This is a genomic window from Lactobacillus sp. wkB8, from assembly GCF_000761135.1.
Taxonomy (GTDB): Bacteria; Bacillota; Bacilli; order Lactobacillales; family Lactobacillaceae; genus Lactobacillus; species Lactobacillus helsingborgensis.
Genome location: NZ_CP009531.1, coordinates 1,730,229 through 1,747,979, shown reverse-complemented (window position 1 = coordinate 1,747,979; position 17,751 = coordinate 1,730,229). Strand labels below are relative to the sequence as shown.

At 34.2% G+C, this 17,751-nt stretch carries 15 protein-coding genes; 11 read left to right on the top strand and 4 right to left on the bottom strand.

Annotated features, from left to right (window positions below; translation table 11 throughout):
* Nucleotides 1-429: 429 nt before the first annotated feature.
* The 7 genes from LACWKB8_RS09055 to LACWKB8_RS08110 are packed head-to-tail and all read left to right on the top strand — an operon-like array spanning nt 430 to nt 6,773.
* Nucleotides 430-813 carry an acyl carrier protein gene (locus LACWKB8_RS09055; RefSeq protein ID WP_052059689.1) on the top strand — a complete coding sequence of 128 codons (384 nt, stop codon included), beginning with the start codon at nt 430-432 and terminating at the stop codon, nt 811-813.
* Complete coding sequence (locus LACWKB8_RS08135; RefSeq protein ID WP_052059688.1) at nt 795-1,892, top strand: aminotransferase class I/II-fold pyridoxal phosphate-dependent enzyme; 1,098 nt, start codon at nt 795-797, stop codon at nt 1,890-1,892. Before LACWKB8_RS09055 ends, LACWKB8_RS08135 begins: the two co-directional genes overlap by 19 nt.
* Nucleotides 1,892-2,485 carry an NAD(P)H-dependent oxidoreductase gene (locus tag LACWKB8_RS08130; RefSeq protein ID WP_038524445.1) on the top strand — a complete coding sequence of 198 codons (594 nt, stop codon included), beginning with the start codon at nt 1,892-1,894 and terminating at the stop codon, nt 2,483-2,485. The genes LACWKB8_RS08135 and LACWKB8_RS08130 overlap by 1 nt, the downstream gene beginning before the upstream one ends.
* Nucleotides 2,486-3,220: a beta-ketoacyl synthase N-terminal-like domain-containing protein gene (locus tag LACWKB8_RS08125; protein WP_052059687.1), complete on the top strand. Its 735-nt coding sequence runs from the start codon at nt 2,486-2,488 to the stop codon at nt 3,218-3,220.
* Nucleotides 3,180-4,223, top strand: coding sequence for a ThiF family adenylyltransferase (locus tag LACWKB8_RS09050; RefSeq protein ID WP_052059686.1), 1,044 nt, complete (start codon nt 3,180-3,182; stop codon nt 4,221-4,223). Before LACWKB8_RS08125 ends, LACWKB8_RS09050 begins: the two co-directional genes overlap by 41 nt.
* Nucleotides 4,220-5,125: a hypothetical protein gene (locus LACWKB8_RS08115; RefSeq protein WP_034981289.1), complete on the top strand. Its 906-nt coding sequence runs from the start codon at nt 4,220-4,222 to the stop codon at nt 5,123-5,125. Before LACWKB8_RS09050 ends, LACWKB8_RS08115 begins: the two co-directional genes overlap by 4 nt.
* Before the next feature lie 37 nt (nt 5,126-5,162).
* A complete protein-coding gene (locus LACWKB8_RS08110; protein WP_082229362.1) occupies nt 5,163-6,773 on the top strand; it encodes an ABC transporter ATP-binding protein in 1,611 nt (536 codons plus the stop codon).
* A 395-nt stretch (nt 6,774-7,168) separates the two neighbouring features.
* Here the strand turns inward: LACWKB8_RS08110 and LACWKB8_RS08105 are convergent, their stop codons facing one another.
* From LACWKB8_RS08105 to LACWKB8_RS08095, 3 genes are all read right to left on the bottom strand, one after another.
* Nucleotides 7,169-8,050 (bottom strand): IS3 family transposase, encoded by an 882-nt coding sequence (locus tag LACWKB8_RS08105; protein WP_038524439.1) that lies wholly within the window; start codon nt 8,048-8,050, stop codon nt 7,169-7,171.
* Nucleotides 8,047-8,571 (bottom strand): helix-turn-helix domain-containing protein, encoded by a 525-nt coding sequence (locus tag LACWKB8_RS08100; RefSeq protein WP_038524436.1) that lies wholly within the window; start codon nt 8,569-8,571, stop codon nt 8,047-8,049. The genes LACWKB8_RS08105 and LACWKB8_RS08100 overlap by 4 nt, the downstream gene beginning before the upstream one ends.
* 105 nt (nt 8,572-8,676) lie before the next feature.
* Entirely contained in the window at nt 8,677-11,667 is a 2,991-nt protein-coding gene (locus tag LACWKB8_RS08095) for a TIM-barrel domain-containing protein (RefSeq protein ID WP_038524433.1), read from the bottom strand.
* A gap of 156 nt (nt 11,668-11,823) precedes the next feature.
* Here LACWKB8_RS08095 and nagA point away from each other — a divergent pair, with 156 nt between their 5' ends.
* The 3 genes from nagA (at nt 11,824) to LACWKB8_RS08080 (ending at nt 15,807) form a co-directional block, all read left to right on the top strand.
* On the top strand, nt 11,824-12,978 hold the full coding sequence (nagA, locus tag LACWKB8_RS08090) for an N-acetylglucosamine-6-phosphate deacetylase (protein ID WP_038524430.1): 1,155 nt from the start codon (nt 11,824-11,826) through the stop codon (nt 12,976-12,978).
* Between the two features lie 213 nt (nt 12,979-13,191).
* Nucleotides 13,192-14,835 (top strand): malolactic enzyme, encoded by a 1,644-nt coding sequence (locus LACWKB8_RS08085; protein WP_038524427.1) that lies wholly within the window; start codon nt 13,192-13,194, stop codon nt 14,833-14,835.
* A gap of 6 nt (nt 14,836-14,841) precedes the next feature.
* Nucleotides 14,842-15,807: an AEC family transporter gene (locus tag LACWKB8_RS08080; protein ID WP_038524424.1), complete on the top strand. Its 966-nt coding sequence runs from the start codon at nt 14,842-14,844 to the stop codon at nt 15,805-15,807.
* A 100-nt stretch (nt 15,808-15,907) separates the two neighbouring features.
* Here LACWKB8_RS08080 and LACWKB8_RS08075 read toward each other — a convergent pair whose 3' ends face one another.
* A complete protein-coding gene (locus LACWKB8_RS08075; protein WP_038524421.1) occupies nt 15,908-16,345 on the bottom strand; it encodes a GNAT family N-acetyltransferase in 438 nt (145 codons plus the stop codon).
* A 254-nt stretch (nt 16,346-16,599) separates the two neighbouring features.
* Between LACWKB8_RS08075 and LACWKB8_RS08070 the strand changes: the two genes are divergently transcribed.
* Nucleotides 16,600-17,694 (top strand): SLAP domain-containing protein, encoded by a 1,095-nt coding sequence (locus LACWKB8_RS08070; RefSeq protein WP_038524418.1) that lies wholly within the window; start codon nt 16,600-16,602, stop codon nt 17,692-17,694.
* Nucleotides 17,695-17,751 lie beyond the last annotated feature (57 nt).

Below are 17,751 nucleotides of genomic sequence, written 5' to 3'. Positions count from 1 at the left end.
TTAGGCAACTGGCAAGCTATTTTAAATACGCAGACTACTACTTATCAGCGGTGAAGGTCATATAAGTGGTAATATAACTAAGTATTTGCTTGAAAAGTAAATAAAAATTATTAAAGAGTAGCAAATTAAGCGTGAAGATCAGCACTTTAAGGTAAAAAATGTAGTATTATGAGCATTTTCAAGCAAACTTTGACGAAGCAGTTAAGACACATTACTGGCATCAAAGAATTATTAATGGCGGTAAAATATTAGAACTATCTGAGCAAATAATTTAAAAAGTGAAACCTGCAACTAGCAGCAGGTAAGGGCTAAAAGTTTATTACACACAAAAAGTTGACGCTAACAATTAACATTAACTGTTATTAATATAAATAATAAAAATGTTATAATCATTGTGTTAAATAAAATTTATTTAGAAGGGATTTAACTATGGAAAAAGAATTCAGTAAGTTGCTCAATATAATTTCTGAGATATCTGGAGAAAATAAAGAAACAATAAAAAAGAGTGATAAGTTAATTGTTGATATGGATTTTGACTCATTAATGATGATTGATTTAATTCAGACAATTGAGTTTGAATATGGATTATCTGAAAAATCCATTGATTATAAAGAACTTAGTGAGGAAATTACCGTAGGCGAGGTTTGGAGTATAATTCAGAAAGAATTAGGTATTAATGTATCAAAATATGAAAAAAACGTATCAAGTATAAATTCATTTCCTGAAATAATTAAATTTGACGAAATACAAAAGAAGTATGGAGATAAGGTGCCATATTTTATTAGGATGAAGGAGTGCCTACTAATTATATAAATGAAGGAGGCAAAACATATATAAATTATTCTACATATAACTACTTGGGATTAAATGGTGATAGTAATGTAAAAGAAGCTGCTAAAGTTGCTATAGACAAGTATGGAACATCTGTGTCTGGTAGTAGGCTATTAGGAGGAGAGCTAAAAATTCATGAAGATTTAGAACATGCGATTGCACAATTTTTAGGTACGGAAGATTCCATTGTACAAGTAGGTGGACATAGTACAAATGTAAACATGATTGGTAATATTGTTAATGAAAAAGATTTGATTGTTCATGATGAACTTGCTCATAATAGTATAGTTGAAGGAGCGAAGCTTTCGCATGCAATGAGACGCTCATTTAAGCACAATGATATGGTATCTTTAGAAAAAGTATTAAAGAGATTAAGAGATAATTATAGGCGTACCTTGTTAATTGTTGAGGGTGCTTATTCCATGGATGGTGACATTTGTAATCTGCCTAAATTACTTGAATTAAAAGAGAAATATGGTTGTATTTTAATGATAGATGAAGCTCATTCATTTGGAACAGTTGGAAAAAGAGGAGCTGGCATCTGTGATTATTTTGATATTGATCCGAAAAATATTGATATTTTAATGGGAACTTTAAGTAAAACTTGTGCTAGCTGTGGAAGCTATATAGCTGGTAGCAAAACTCTTATAAATTATTTAAAGTATAATTCACCTGGCTTTGTTTTTAGCGCAGGTATTACGCCAGCTAATACTGCAAGTGCTTTAGCTGCTATTAATATATTTAAAAGCGATCAAAGTAGATTGAAATCGCTTAAGCGAAATTCAAAAATTTTATTAAATGAAATTAAAAATTTAGGTTATGATACAGGAAATAGTAAGGACACACCTATAATACCAATAATTTTAGGAGAATCTGAAAAAGCTATGAAGCTTTCAAAATTTCTTCGATTTAATGGTATAAATGCTTTACCAATAATCTATCCAGCAGTAAAAGAAAGTGAGGCAAGAATTAGATTTTTTGTCTCTAGTATGCATACTGATAAAAATATAAAAGATACTTTACATATTCTCCGAGAATTTAAGGCAAAAGAGGCTATGTAATGAAAACTACCATAATATACGCACATCCTTATATAAGAAGCTTTAACCATGCAATACTTAATAAGGTTACAGAAGCATTGATAAATAATAAAGAAGATTATGAAGTTATAGATTTGTATAATGATAAATTTGATCCAACATATTCCACTGAAGAACTATCTTTATTTAGTGTTGGAAAGACAATTGATCCTTTAGTTAGTAAGTATCAGAAGATCATCAAAAGTACAGATAAAGTTATATTTATTTTCCCAGTATGGTGGAATGATACTCCAGCCATTATAAAGGGGTTTATTGATAAAATAATGAAAAAGGACTTTGCTTACAATGTAGGCAGTACGGGAGTAATAGGAAACCTTAAAAATATAAAAAAGACTTTGATTCTTACGACTTCGACTTCTCCGACATTTTATTTGAAAATGTTTTGTGGCAATGCTATTAAAGGAGTTTTTATTAACAGTACACTTAAACAGCTTAATTTCCAAAAGCGAGTATGGAAAAATTTTGGAAGTATTGATCATAGTAGTATAAGTAGAAGAAATAAATATTTAGAAAAGATAGCTAATTATGTGATTGAATGGGTTGGTGAAAACTAATTGAATCGAGTAGTTGTAACTGGTTTAGGAACAATTAATCCCTTAGGTAATAATGTTATTTCAACTTGGGAAGCAGCTCAAAAAGGTAATAATAATTTTGAATACTATGAAAAATTAAATGTTACTATTAGTCGAGTAAGAGCAGAACTGTCTGATTTTTTGTCAAAAAGAGAACAAAGATATCAGGATCGTGTTTCACAATTAGCAATGGTTTCGACTATGGAAGCTGTTAATGATAGTGCACTTTTACAAAAAGATTTAGATAGAGCAATTATAGGAGTTGGAACTTCAATTGGTGGGGTTAACACCACAGTTGAAGAAACCAAGAAAGCCACTCAAAAGTCTATTAAAGCAATAGGTATTAGGACTATAATTAAAATGTTACCTAATATGATAGCGTCAAATCTATCAATTAAATTGGGAATTCATGGAAGTATTACAACATATAGTGCAGCATGTGCTTCCGGTAGTGTGAGTATAGGGGAAACATTTAGAAAACTACAAAATGGTGATGCCGATGTTGGTATTGTTATAGGAGCAGAATCTTGCTTAAATGATGAAGCAATAGAAGCATTTAAAAAATTAGGCGTGTTATCAGATAATCAAGATTTAGATAAAGCTTCTGTGCCGTTTATGAACAATAGGTCAGGCTTTGTTATGTCTGAAGGTGCTTCTACTATTATTAAGGTGAATAATGTTTATTCCAATGATAAGGCCCGGAATAGGTGTATATAGAAATAAAAATAAAATAGAATTTGAAATTTATAACGAGCATAAGCAAATATCATATACTGCAGATGAATTGGCCATTAATATTATATCTTATTTAACGGGTGAATTTACTGACTCTGAAATATTACACATGGTAAATCAGAAACTGTCCTCAAAAAAAATCAATAAACATTTTCTAAAAGATTTTTGTAATCAATTATTTTGCGATGGATTAATAGTATATAAGTCCTTGAAAAATAATTATGAACTATTAGATAGGGAAAATAATTATTTGAATATGTATCCTAATAAAAACAAATTTACTGATGAGTTTTTAAAAAAGCTAATGAATAAGCATATAACTGTTATTGGCTGTGGAGGATTAGGATCAAATTTACTTGAGCAATTATTTAGAATAGGTGTTCAAAATTATACTATAGTTGATTTTGACAAAGTAGAACCAGAAAACCTAGCCAATCAAGCAATTTTTACATCTAAAGATATTAATAAATCAAAGGTTGATGTTATTAAAAAATTTGGTAAAACTGTTAATCCTGCAATAAATATAAATAACATTAGCTTAAAAGTTGATCAGACTAATATTAACCAAGTAATTGCAGGGACAGATTTTGTTTTTTCGTGTGCTGATTATCCAAGTATAAAAAATGTATCACTGTTGGTTTCAAATGAATGCTTAAAAAAGGGAGTACCACATATTGTTGGTGGAGGTTATTCAGGACATGAGGCCTCTTTAGGAACTATGGTAATTCCTAAAAAAACATTTACGTGGAAAGATTATCTTGAAACATCAAAACTAGGACGAAACAAAAATCAGGAAATTATACCTCCTGTGGTGAACATGTCGTTTTTGCCAATAATAAAAATTATTGCTGCTATTCAGATAAATGAGTTTTTTAAATTGTTTAATAATAATGATAACTTGTTATTGATAAACTCTTTTAATGAGTTTGATATGAACTTGTATCAAATAAGAAAGACTATGATAAGAAAAGAGTCAACAGAATGATTTATGATTTTTCTATGTATTTGAGTGATCTAGATGATCAACGTCTTTTCCAAGTATTAAAAAAAAGTAATCAACTTGATTTGATTTGGAAAGAAATTTCTTTAATTAGACAAATTGAAATAAACGAAAAAAAAGAAAATATTCAAGACCTTGTGACAATTGCAAGTAAAGCCATGAAGTTTACTAATTTAAAAAACCAAGAGTCACTGAGCAAAAAATGGGCTAACTATATTTTGTTTCAAGAAACTGATGCTATATTTGTTTATTTATTTTCTCAGACAAAGTGTTTTCTAAAAAATAATTTAATTATTATAAATGAAGAAAAATTAAATGATATTAAGAGAGGAAATACGATAATTTTTAGTCCACATTGGGGAGATTTTTATTCTATACCAATAATATTGGCGAGTTTAAGAATTCAAAATGTTCCATTAGCTAATGGTGATGAAGGGGAGCATATGCGGTCCATTTTAGATGTAATGTTATCGAGCTTAAAAAAGTACATAACAGAAGTTTTAGACACATCTAACCCAGTTAATGCTCTTTTTAAGTTGGATAATTTATTAAAAAATTCAAAAAATATACTTGAATTTCCAGAATATACATTAGGTCCTAAACCCAAGTATCGTACTAAGTATTTAGATAATTTCTTTCCCGTAGCGTACGGATTAGCAGCCTTAGCTAAACGAAATAATTCAAATATACAACCAGTTACTTTTACAAGAATAGATGATTTTCCTCATTATGAATTAAGATTTTATTCCAAGATAAATATAAAAGATATGACAGTAGGACAGATTAATAATAATATTCACAGACTGATAAACAGTATAATAGTTAAGACTCCTGAAAAGTGGTGGTATTGGTATTTGTTTTCCAAAAATAGAATATCAATCAATTAAGTATTATATATTAATTTAATATACAACGGTGATAAAAATGAAAATAAAAAACATAATTAGATGGTTACCTAATTGGCTCGTATTTTCAATAATAATAACAACAATTATTTCATCATTTGATGGAGTAGTTTTGGCACAGGTACTTTCTTCTATAGTAAATTTTAATCATAACTCAACATTTTTAGAAGTAATGTTTTATGCTGTCAAAAGCTTTTCAGCAATGGCTATTGTGTATTTTTCAATGACTTTAAGAAAAATGTTAATAAATTTAGCAATAAAAAAGCTTAATGTAAAGCTCAAAAGTAATTTTATTTATGGGCAAATTAATACTTCAACTTTTAGTAGTGATACTGCGGATAATGTCTCAAAAATATTTAATGATTTTAAATTGGTTGAAACAGATTACTTTAGTCTGATGTTTGAAGTATTTGCGTCTTTGTTAATGGCATTAATCTCTGGAATTTATATTTTAAGTTTAAGCATACCTATTGGAATTTTGTTTATTTTATTTTCTTTATTACCTATGATAACTCCAAAGATTTTTGGTAAAAAATTAACTGCCACTTCTTCAAAGTGGCAGGAAGATAGTAGTAGATTTTTAAGTAAGGTAACTGATTTATTTAATGGAGCCAATACTATCAAAACTTATTTAGCTGAAAAGTATATGTACAATGATACAGATAAGTATTTAAATGAATCCGAAAATTCTTATTTACTTATGAATAACTGGCAAGCTGTTACTTTTTTTGTCGCTTCAATTCTTTCAGTTGTTAGTTATATTTTACCTATTGGTATTGGCTTGCTTTTAGTTATTCAAAGAAAGATATCTTCTGCAGCTTTGATTGGTATTTTTATGGCTAGTGACAGAGTCGTAGGTCCATTAGGAACAGTTTCAGAGTATCTTAGTAAGATAAAAACTACTCAAGAAATTCGAAAATCTTATAGTGAACATATGATTGAATTTAAAGCTCCTAAAAAAATATCGAAAGATATTAAGCCAAAAATTTGTTTTGAAAATGTTTATTTTACGTACTCAAATGGTAAACAGATTATCAATAATTTGAGTTTAAATATTACTTTTGGAGAAAAAATTTTGATTACAGGAGCTTCTGGTGTTGGTAAATCGACAATACTTAATTTGATTCAGGGTTCTATTAAACCAAGTAGCGGAAAAATTTATTTGAGGGAAAAGAATAGTAAAATAAACAATATTCTCGAATCTGGTAGGATTGCTTATATAAGACAAAATCCCAACTTATTTAATGATACTTTGCGTTTTAATCTAACTTTAGGCGAGGATTTCTCAACTAAAGATTGTTTATTTGTTCTTGAAAAAGTAGGATTGATTAATGAACTAGGTAACGATGCTTTAAATAGATATTATGGTGAAAGTGGGAAAAACTTATCTGGTGGACAACGGCAGCGAATCGAAATTGCTAGAGCTCTTCTTTTTAATAAAAAAATTATTTTAATTGATGAAGCAACTTCTAGTTTAGATCCAAAAATGTCGGACAAAATAAATAAAATTATTCAAAATTTAGATTGTACAGTGATTGAGGTTGCTCATTATTATGACGATATTGAATTTAAACATGCACATTTTACACACTATGTACTTGAAAATAAAACTTTAAGATTAAATTGTTAAGTACAGTGAAAATCAAAAGTAAAAATATGAAGTATGTCAAGAATTAAGTATAAATTTTTTTGATGATAGTTAACACAAGTTTCACACTTAGGTTATTGATTAGGTTTTGATAGCAGTGTGGTCTTTACCAGTTAAACGGTTCTCTTGCACACTAGTCTCATTATGATTTTTTATATATAAACATTCTAACGTTAGTGATGGAGATGAGGCTAGCTCAATTTTGCCTTTACCACTTTTGTTTTGTGCTAAAGTGGGTTTGAGTTGTAAGCATTTTTTACGCTTTATCCTAATAGTAATTAACGTCGTTATAAAAATTGGCAGCTTCGTTATTTCCTTGCTTAAATCTGTTTGAAAAGTATTGGACTGAAGCTAACCCCTAAAACTGGACGTTAGTTTTATATCGTTTTACTTAAGGCTTGATTCCGATATTGAATCGGAGTTAAGCCTTTTAGTTTGTGCCGAATTCTATCTTCATTGTAATAACTTATCCATTCTTTCATCGCCTTAACCAATTGTTTCTTAGTATCAAAGTGATGTGTAAAATAATTCATTTCAACTTTCATAATGTGAAAGAAACTTTCCATAGCTGCATTATCATGACATGTAGCTCTTCGTGACATGCTTTGAAATACTTTATGTTTTCGTAAAGCATGTCGATATGGATTAGATTGATATTGAATTCCTTGATCACTATGGATTGTCATTCGATAATTTAATAGCTTTGGTCTTGCAGTAAACACTCCCTCTAATCCTTCTAGAACATATCTTGTTAATGGACGATCGGTGATCGTATAACTAATAATTTCACCGCTGAATAAGTCCTTAAATGGCGATAAATATACACGATCACGGATAGTCATGTTCCCATATCTAAATTCACTAATATCAGTTACGACCTTTTGATATGGTCTATCAGTCTTAAACTTTTGATGGAACCGATTCTTAGCTTTCTTATTTTGTGGACCCTTTGAAGAATCATATTTACCGGCTCTCAGATTATATTTATTAGCTCCTAAATTGTTCTCACGCATTAAGCGTTGAACACGTTTATGATTAACCATTAGGTGATAAGTCATCCTCAGAGTATCAGTTACAGGCCAGTATCCATAACTGGCATGATGCTTCTTTATCATTTTGATAATTGAAACAAGTGCTTTATCACTGATCAGCTTCTTTTTTGGATGAGGATGGTACCCGAATGTACTTTTAGACAAACTTGTGTAGGGTAATATTTCTTTTAATTTAAAGCCAAATTCTTGCCTTAGTTCATTAACTATAGATCTTTCTTCGTCCGATGTCCGCGTTTCTGAACTAAGGCATCTAGTTTTTTTAGATATTCATTTTCTACATGTAATGCACGATTCTCTAAACGTAGACGTTCAAGTTCAGTTAACTCTTGAGAAGTATATTTATGCTTCTTTACTTTAATTTTCTTTTTATGCATTAATGGTCGTCCTTGCTTAATAAATAAAGCATCAACACCGCCTTCATTTAATTTTCTTTGCCAATTCGCAATAGTGGAATGTTGTTTAATATTAAAATGATTGGCAGTAATTTGATAGCTGGCACTATGTTCTTTTCTCCAGTTTAAGACTTCTAATTTAAATTGACCACTATATCTTGTCTTAGAAAAGCTTTTTTCCAGGCCTCTGTTACCATACTGTTGATAATTATTGATCCAACCATCAATAGATCTACGTGATGGGATATGTAATTTCTCTTGAATTTCTTTTGTACTAAATCCTCTTTGATACAAATCTACTGCTTCTAATTTTGTTTTTAGTAAATATTTAGTCATAAAAAAGGTGCTCCTAATAGTCAGATTAATGTCTAACTATTATGGAGCACTTCACCAATCTAGAGGGTTAACTTCAAACTTTCTTCGGGGTTTTTCAATATTTATTTACCTTTTTGCTCTAAAAAAGATAACTTCTCGAGCCGCAAGCATCTCTTGGGAGGACTGGTAAATAGTGAGACGAACTTTTTGGGCGCGTACATCCCGCATTCCCACTACTTTGTTTTTAGTATCAGGTTTCCAGTGTAAATTATCTGCGTAAGTGGTAAAGTTAACGCCATCAGTTGAAACAGCAATTGCGAGAGCCAATGGTGCTCCTTTATGGTCAATATTCCGGGGCACATAAACCATCCTGCTTAATTTTTCTACTTTTTCAAAAGTAAAAGTTAGTTCCAGTGGCTGTTCAGGTGAGGGGCTTTGTTCAGTTTGCCATTCGCTTGCCAGCTTAAGATCGGTTAAGTAGGAAAGAGGATGGTTTTCTTTGCTGGCATAGTTACAGTCAACTTTAATGTTTTCAATGGCATAATCTTTAGCAGCATGCTTAGTAATAACTCCGAAAAGATCAGACCATTCAGAAACCTTGTTTCCAATTACGTACCGCATTCTAATGATGTAGCGGGTATTAGGCGTTAATTCATGAAAAGCAAAATTTTTGCCGGTAATACCCACATAGAGCAGGTTATTAATTTCAATTTGAACGGCGCTGTTGTGCGGCCAAGCAAGTTCGAAAGAGTGTGCGGAAATTTTACTTGAATCTACAGCTGGCAATTTAGGCGACGGCAATACGCCACTGGTAATTTCATGAACTAAAACATTTTTGCCATACTGCATATTATGAACACTAATTTCTATTTTAGTAGTTGTAATATCACGTTTGGCCAGTTTAATTTGCAAAGCAGACTGCTTATTCTTTTGATACTGTCTAAATTCATCTAAGCCGTAATTGACATTATAAAAAATACCTTCGTGAGCATGGTTAAAAGCATCAATTGATCCGTATTCCTGCACAGGGACAATTTGATCATTAATTTTAATGGTCACGCGGTCAGGGTAAGAATCACACATAATAGTCAGTTCAGTGGGCTGCTCTTTAAATGCATCAGGCACTCCTTCTGCAACTGGTTCAATAGTTACGCGTAGCTGCTCGTTTTTAACTTGGCTGGAGATTCTAGTAAAAGAAGCACCATTTTCAGAATTAGCTGAAGCGGTATTATTATAAATAACAGTTTCACTTTGTTCTTGGGGATAAAGGAGAAAATTGCGTTTGCCCCAGTCAAAAATACTGCCGCTTTTAACAAATACTGGTAAATGCCAAAGTGGAAATAATAAATTATTGTAAACTTTGCCACCAGCGTATTTCTTCCCGGTAAAAAGATCAATCCACATCGACTTTTTGCCCGGTAAATATAAGTTATCCTTGCGTGAATTTCCTTGCTCATCTTCACGCCCATTGGTAATTGGCGCTACCAGTATATTGTGTCCCAGCATGAATTCGTTACCAAATTGGGAAGTATAATTGGCTTTTTCATCGGGGAAATCGCTAAATAAAGGACGCATAATGGGCTCGCCATCTCGGGCTTGTTTATTTAGTGTACACAAGTAGTTGGTCAAATGTTGACGTAATTTAAGATAAGCTAAATTGATTTCCGTAATTTTCTTGTTATAGGCAAACGGATTTTTGCAAAAATCGCCTTGATCATCAAAGTAAAATAGCAGCGGAGTAAAACTCTTCCATTCAAAATCGCGGACATTGATTTGGGCATTGCCGCCGCCCTGAAGACCATCAATTGCTGCGCCGACTAAGGGTTGACCAGATAGATTTGCTCCAAGCATCCCGGCAATTTGGGTAGTAATATTATTCCAATTGCCACCTATATCACCAAAGATAAGCGCCGCTGATTTTTGCATTCCTGTTGAGCCGCTTCCAGCCAGCACCATAGGTCGTGTTAAGTGAGACTCACCTTGCAGCTGTTTAGCATCGTGGCTGGCAGATTGAGCATCAGTAAAAGTGAAAGCCGTTTTGGCTGGCAGTTCGGTTTCACCTTGATGCCAAAAGCCGGGTTGAACGTCCTGATTGAGCGCATAGTCATTAAAGAACTCTAAGGCATGGACATTGTTAGTTTGTACAGCATAGTTGGGAATGAACCAGCTTAAAGGAAAATGCTGCGCATGATACTGGTCAATCATTGCGCGCGCAGAAAACTGATAATTTTCTTCTCCATTTAGTGAGGCTTTACCCGAAGCGGCATCTTGATCTTTTGTCCGAATATAATAATTGTTGCCAATTTTACAAGCATTGCGTTCCTGCGCCTTGCTTGGTTGCCATAGAGTTGTACAGAAATCACCAATGTGACCTAAGCCAAAGGCATATTCTGGTAACATTACAGGTTTACCAGTTAAAGTGTAGTAATGCTGCAAGATCTCCTGTGGGTTACTACCAAGTAAATAAAAGCAATCAAAAATCTTGTCCTGATGAGTGAGGATAGTTGTTCCGGGAGTACTTTTACCAAAGTCATAAATTCCTGGTTGGTTTGTGTTTCTCAACTCTCCATAGCCGGCGTTTGACCAGAAAAATGACACGGGCATAATGACGCCGCCTTTTCCGGTTATCTGATCATGTTTGATTACTATTCTGTGACCTTTGTGACTAAAATAGCCGTTCTGCAAACCGCCACCATAGAAAAATTCATTTTTATTTTCTGCCAGAAATTCTGTGGTGCCATCATTACTTAATTCTAAAGGCAGTGATTGGTGCATTCTGTTATGGTGGAGCGTTTCATCAAAAATGCTAATTACTGCCGGGTTTTGTGCCCAAATAATCTGATATTTACCTGAATGAATGATTAATGAATCATTGGTAGCTCTAACCTGCGAACGTTCAAACGCCGAATGGTCAAATTGCGCTAACTGAATAAGTTCAGTCCGATTTTCATTGAATTCTTGTGTCGGGTCAAGCAAGAGACGAAAAATGCCGTTAGCCAAGATGTAAAAGTGCGCAATTTCGCCAGTTGCAAAGTGTAATTCATAATAGTTTTCACATTTGCTGGCACCTGTAAGTGCCCCTAATTGATGTTTGTTTGTTTGCGTATTTTGGATCATGATATTTGCTTCCTAATTAGTTACCTATACCACTATTATAACTAAAAAATTAAAACTTTCTGTACTAATTAAGATTGAACTGGAAATGATTGGTAGATTAAGCTAGAATTAAACTGGCAATATCCAATTTTTCTTTTAAAAGGAAGGCAAAAAACTATGACTTATTATATTCATGCTGATAAATTCTTTCTTAAAAATGTGACAGAAGAAGGGGGTTATCTGGAAGTTCAAGATAATGGTAAGTTCGGTTTTTATTATACAGAAGACGAGAAACCAGCAGGTAAAATTGTTGATTATAGCGGCAAATGGATAGCTCCAGGGCTTGTTGATACGCATGTTCACGGCTCGCTAAAAGAAGATGTAATGAAAAGCGATTGGACGGGTATTAACCGCTTGTCAGAAGGCTTTCTACGTTCTGGTGTTACCAGCTGGCTACCAACTACTTATACTGCCGGTGCTGATACTTTGTCCCGCATTTGTCAGATGTTTGGTAACCACAAGGGTGAGGAAACTGGTGCCAAAATTCAAGGTCTTCATTTTGAGGGACCTTACTTTACTGCGGAACACGCTGGAGCAGAAAATCCGAAATATTTGCTCGACCCAGACATTAATCAATTTAATGAGTGGCGTGAACAATCTCAGGGCTTGTTAAATAAGATTTCACTTGCGCCCGAGAGAAAAGGTGCTAAAGAATTTATTCGAGCTGCCGTTAATGAAGGGGTAGTTGTTTCTTTAGGTCATTCAAGTGCTAATTTTGCAGAAGCCAAAGCTGGAGTTGAGGCGGGTGCGACCATGTTTACCCATACTTTTAACGGGATGCCGGATCCATCTCACCATGATTCATCAATTTCTAATGCTGCACTAGCTTTACACAATGTTACGGCTGAATTAATTTGTGATGGCCACCATGTCAAAAAAGAAATGGTACAAGCTTTAATTCAAGTCAAGGGTGCAGAACATATTTGCCTAATCACTGATTGTATGGAAGCCGGCATGATGCCCGACGGTGATTATATGTTAGGTGAATTACCGGTTTATGTTAAAGACGGTATGGCGCGCCTTAAAGATGGTAACAATTTAGCTGGCAGCATATTGCAGTTAAAGACCGCTGTTAAAAATCTGGTTGACTGGAATATTGCTACACCGGAAGAAGCAATCATGATGGCTTCTTATGTTCCGGCTAAAAGCGCACACGTTTTGGATAAGTGTGGTACAATTGCACCTGATAAGGATGCTGACTTTTTGGTGTTAAATCCAGACATGACTTTAAGTGAAACCTACTTAAATGGCGAATCACGTTATCAAGCTTAAAATACTCTGTAATTAAATTTTACAGAAAAACCAGTTTATTAAGTTAAACTGGTTTTTTATTTTCATAATTATTCAACAAAAATATATTTTAATATTTTATATATACTATACACTATTACTATAAGCTAAATTCTTTGCACTTTTAACTTGCTGGTTATAGTCTAATCATATAGTACGTGCTAATAATAATTAACTAGACGGAGAGTGGAAAAAATGACTAAAACAGGACAAGACAGGTTGAATGATCCGTTTTTGAACAGAGGTACTGCTTATACAGAAGAACAGCGGGAAAAGTATCATTTGGTGGGGATGCTGCCACCAAAGATACAAACATTGGAAGAACAGGCTCGTGAAGTTTATTTGCAATATCAGGAAAAGTCTTCAAACCTTGAAAAACGTATTTTCCTGATGACAATTTTTAATACTAATCGTGTACTGTTTTTTAAAATTTTTAGTGAACATGTTACTGAATTTATGCCAATTGTGTATGATCCGACAATAGCTGAAACTATTGAAAATTACAGTCATTTGTTTGTTAACCCCCAAAACGCCGCATTTCTGTCAATTAATGAACCAGATAAAATTGAAGAAAGTTTAAAAAACGCGGCAGATGGACGTGACATTAAGTTGATTGTAGTTACTGACGGCGAAGAAATTTTAGGAATTGGTGACTGGGGCACACAAGGCGTCGACATTTCTGTAGGTAAGCTAATGGTTTACACCGCAGCAGCTGGTGTTGATCCTGCGTGTGTATTGCCGGTGGTTCTTGATGTTGGCACTAACAACGACAAATTACTTAATGATTCGCTCTACTTAGGCAACCACCAGCGTCGGGTGAATGGAGATCCTTATTATCAATTTGTTGATCGCTTTGTGCAAACTGTAGAAAAGCTATTTCCGGGACTATATTTACATTTTGAAGATTTTGGTAGGGATAATGCTGATAATATCTTAAAACATTACCGTGATCATATCTTAACATTTAATGATGATATTCAAGGCACTGGAGTCATTGTTTTGGCGGGGATTCTCGGAGCATTAAAGATTAGTGGACAAAAACTAACTGATCAAAAGTATGTCTGCTTCGGTGCTGGTACTGCTGGTACGGGAATAGTTGAGCAGGTATATTCTGAGATGCTGCAAGCAGGTTTGCAACCTGAAGAAGCACGTAAGCATTTCTACTTGGTAGATAAACAAGGTCTGCTCTTTGAAGACACTCCTGACCTAACGCCAGCGCAGAAGCCTTTTGTTAGAAAACGCTCAGAATTCAGTAATGCTGATCAACTTAAAGACTTAAAGAGCGTTGTGCAAGCAGTTCATCCTGATATTTTAGTGGGAACTTCAACCCGTTCAGGTGCTTTTACTCAAGATATTGTGACGGAAATGGCAACCCATACCGAGCGGCCAATCATTTTCCCATTGTCAAACCCAACTCAATTAGCAGAAGCAAAAGCAGAAGATTTAATTCATTGGACTAAGGGCAAAGCCTTGGTAGCAACTGGTATTCCTGCTGATCCAGTTGAATATGAAGGAACTAAGTACGAAATTGGTCAAGCCAACAATGCTTTGGTTTATCCAGGACTTGGTCTAGGTGCTTTAGCAGTTAATGCTAAGATTTTAAGTGATGAAATGATTAGTGTAGCAGCCCATTCACTTGGCGGCATTGTTGATTCCAGTAAACCCGGTGCAGCCGTGTTACCACCTGTGGAAAAACTAAATGTCTTTTCCCAAACTGTAGCAAAAGCTGTGGCTAACAAGGCAATTGCTGATCATCTTAACCAAAATGATTATCAAGACGGTGATAAGGCAGTAGCTGCACTTCGCTGGGCACCCGAATATACAGATGAGCAGGAGTGAGAATAAATGCAAGCCTTTATTACTTCATTAACTAGCGTCGTTGAGCTGTTACTTGTAATTGCTTTAGGGTATTGGCTGCGCACCAGTGGCAAGCTGGGCGATCAGTTTAAAGGCAATATCTCCTATTTAATTATGAATATTGCTCTGCCAGCTTCAATTTTTGTTTCGGTCTTAAAATACTTAAACCGGCAAAAATTGTTTGGCTTAACAGGCGGATTGATTTACGCCATTATCTGTTTTGCCCTCAGCTATTTGTTCGCATGGATATTATGTAAGGTTCTGCGGATTCGCAAAGGCCGCCGTGGTACTTTCATTAACGCCATTACGAATGCCAATACCATTTTTATTGGTTTACCGTTAAATATTGCCCTGTTTGGGCAAAAAAGTATGCCCTACTTTTTAATTTATTATGTGTTAAATACGGTTTCTACTTGGGCAATTGGCGTCTTCTTCATTTCGAGTGATGATCCGACCGCGCAAAAGAACAAGCAGCAAAAATTCAACTGGAAAAAGTTGTTGCCAGCGCCATTAGTTGGTTTTCTAATTGCCTTAATTTGCTTATTAGTTGAAGTACCAATTCCCAGCTGGATTACGGCTGTGTTAAGTATGATCGGCGGCATCGTTACCCCAATGTCACTGATCTATATCGGTATTATATTGGCAGATGCCGGTTTGAAATCAATCCACCTCGACCGCGATACTATCTGGGCATTACTTGGTCGTTTTGTCTTAGTACCTGCTTTGATGATGATTTTGATTTTTGTTGGTGCAAATTGGCTGCCGACTTTGACAAGTTTGGCTAAACAAACTTTAGTAGTGCAGTCAGCTACTCCAGCCTTAGCAGTTTTGCCAATCTTAGTGGGTGAATCACATGGGGATGTGCAATATGCCACCAATGTTGTGACCACCTCCACAGTTTTATTTGTAATTGTCGTACCACTGGTTTTGGAAATTACCCAAATACTAATATAATTAATGAGAATTTTATATTATAAAAACCCGTCTTTGATCATGTAGATAAGGCGGGTTTTTACTGTGAAAATTTAAATAATTCTCCTATGTTGCTAAGCCGCTAATTTAGTTTTTTCCCAAATCTTTTCTGCATTTTATTGCTGGTATAGCCTAGTTTTTCGTAAAATTTATGAGCACCTAAACGTGATTCTCCGGAATTTAATCTGATTTCTTTCATTCCTAAAGCTCGAGCTTGTTTCTCCAAAGCTTGCATAAGCTGACTGCCAATGCCTTTTTTCTGCACAGAAGAATCTACGGCTAAGGCTAAAACATTGAACATGGGATCAAAGTAGGTTTCTTCAAAAATTTCTGCATGCAAATATCCCTCAACCTTTTTGCTATCTTCATCTTCAAAGACCCAGAGATAGTGATGCTTGGGATCATTTAGCAGCCTTTTAATGTTAGCGGCCGTTTTTTCGACAGGATAATCATAACCTAGTTCAATTTGATTGATTTTTTGAATTGCTGGACTGTCAGCGACTTGGCATTTTCTAATCATAATTATTTCCTTCTTATATTTGTTATTTTACGAGTTAAAAATATTTTAGCGCTCTCACTGATAATTAGGAAGGCGTATTATGTATTTGAATTCACAAGAAACTTAATTAAAGTAACTTCTGCATGGCTTATTACGACCTCGGTAAAAGGGCGCAATGTTGCTATTTACAATCTTTATCACTTTTAGAGTGATTAAAACTTAAAGGCAAAAGAAGATATAATAATATTAAAAGTAAGTCAGAAAGGAGTTTATAAATGAAAGTAAAGAAGAAAATAGCTGCTCTCCTAGCCGCTGGCTTGTTTAGTACAGCAACAATTCTTACAATATCTAGTCAAGCAGTACCAACTGTTCAAGCAGCCAGTCACACTCTTACCAAAACTATTATGCATAATTCGGTAGCTTATACTGAAGCTGGCAAGCGTACTAAAAATAAATACCATGCCTTTACAACTATCAAAGTTGAAGATGAGCCAGTAATAATTAAAAAACAGCCGTACTACAAGCTAAAAGGTAAGAATCGCTACCTCAAAGCTTCCAATATAGATGGGGTTAAGCGCAAAGTTAAACATAACTCTTATGTTTATGCCACTAGTACTCGTAAAGCCAGTTTAAATTTAATCAGAAAGGGCCGAACAATAATTACCTACGGTAGTGTGTTACGTTTTAAAAACGGTAAACGCTACTACCGAATAGGGGGCCCGATAAAGCAATACCTAAAGGCTGGTAATGTTGGAGCAGTAATTGGTTCACCAACTGAAGAAACTACTGTGACGGCAATTGCACAGTTAGGTACAGCGATTTATGGTACTAAAAAAGTAAAAATTGCGAAAGCTGGTACTAAATTTAAAGTGGATCGTTTAGAAACCGGATCACCCGCTGCATATATTATGAATCAAAGAGGGCAGTTCGTGCCTGAGCCTAAAATTTACCGGATTAAGGGAACAGATCATTGGTTATGGTTTTCAAATGTTAAAGCTAAAAAGAAATTGCCAGTCCATGATTATAATGAAGAAAATTTCAGTTATGTTAGTCTCTATAAAGATATTGATGTTTATAATGCAGATGGCAGCATGCAAGACCATGATGGGCAAAAGATTTCTAAAAAAGTCAATTACTTAAGAGTTGAAAAATTACTATATCTTTGGGTGCCAGCTGATCAAAAGGCAGAGTTGTTTTACAATCTGACCATTCATCAGATTTATTCCAATAAGAGCGAAAAAATGGAGCTGGGAGATGCTTATGTTAGAGCTAGTGATGTTAAATATGGTTATGGTATCAAATTAAAGCCAAGCAACACAAAAGCCGAAGTCGAAGCCCAAGCTCAAGAAGAATCAGCTACTAATGAGTAAAAATATATGAATTTAAAAGTCTGAGAAAAAGTAGTTTGGTAGACTACTTATTTGGAC

Coding starts and splice junctions, on each gene's coding strand:
- LACWKB8_RS09055 (WP_052059689.1), top strand. CDS start 430: ATGGAAAAAGAATTCAGTAAGTTGCTCAATATAATTTCTGAGATATCT.
- LACWKB8_RS08130 (WP_038524445.1), top strand. CDS start 1,892: ATGAAAACTACCATAATATACGCACATCCTTATATAAGAAGCTTTAAC.
- LACWKB8_RS09050 (WP_052059686.1), top strand. CDS start 3,180: ATGTTTATTCCAATGATAAGGCCCGGAATAGGTGTATATAGAAATAAA.
- LACWKB8_RS08115 (WP_034981289.1), top strand. CDS start 4,220: ATGATTTATGATTTTTCTATGTATTTGAGTGATCTAGATGATCAACGT.
- LACWKB8_RS08110 (WP_082229362.1), top strand. CDS start 5,163: ATGAAAATAAAAAACATAATTAGATGGTTACCTAATTGGCTCGTATTT.
- LACWKB8_RS08100 (WP_038524436.1), bottom strand. CDS start 8,571: ATGACTAAATATTTACTAAAAACAAAATTAGAAGCAGTAGATTTGTAT.
- LACWKB8_RS08095 (WP_038524433.1), bottom strand. CDS start 11,667: ATGATCCAAAATACGCAAACAAACAAACATCAATTAGGGGCACTTACA.
- nagA (WP_038524430.1), top strand. CDS start 11,824: ATGACTTATTATATTCATGCTGATAAATTCTTTCTTAAAAATGTGACA.
- LACWKB8_RS08085 (WP_038524427.1), top strand. CDS start 13,192: ATGACTAAAACAGGACAAGACAGGTTGAATGATCCGTTTTTGAACAGA.
- LACWKB8_RS08080 (WP_038524424.1), top strand. CDS start 14,842: ATGCAAGCCTTTATTACTTCATTAACTAGCGTCGTTGAGCTGTTACTT.
- LACWKB8_RS08075 (WP_038524421.1), bottom strand. CDS start 16,345: ATGATTAGAAAATGCCAAGTCGCTGACAGTCCAGCAATTCAAAAAATC.
- LACWKB8_RS08070 (WP_038524418.1), top strand. CDS start 16,600: ATGAAAGTAAAGAAGAAAATAGCTGCTCTCCTAGCCGCTGGCTTGTTT.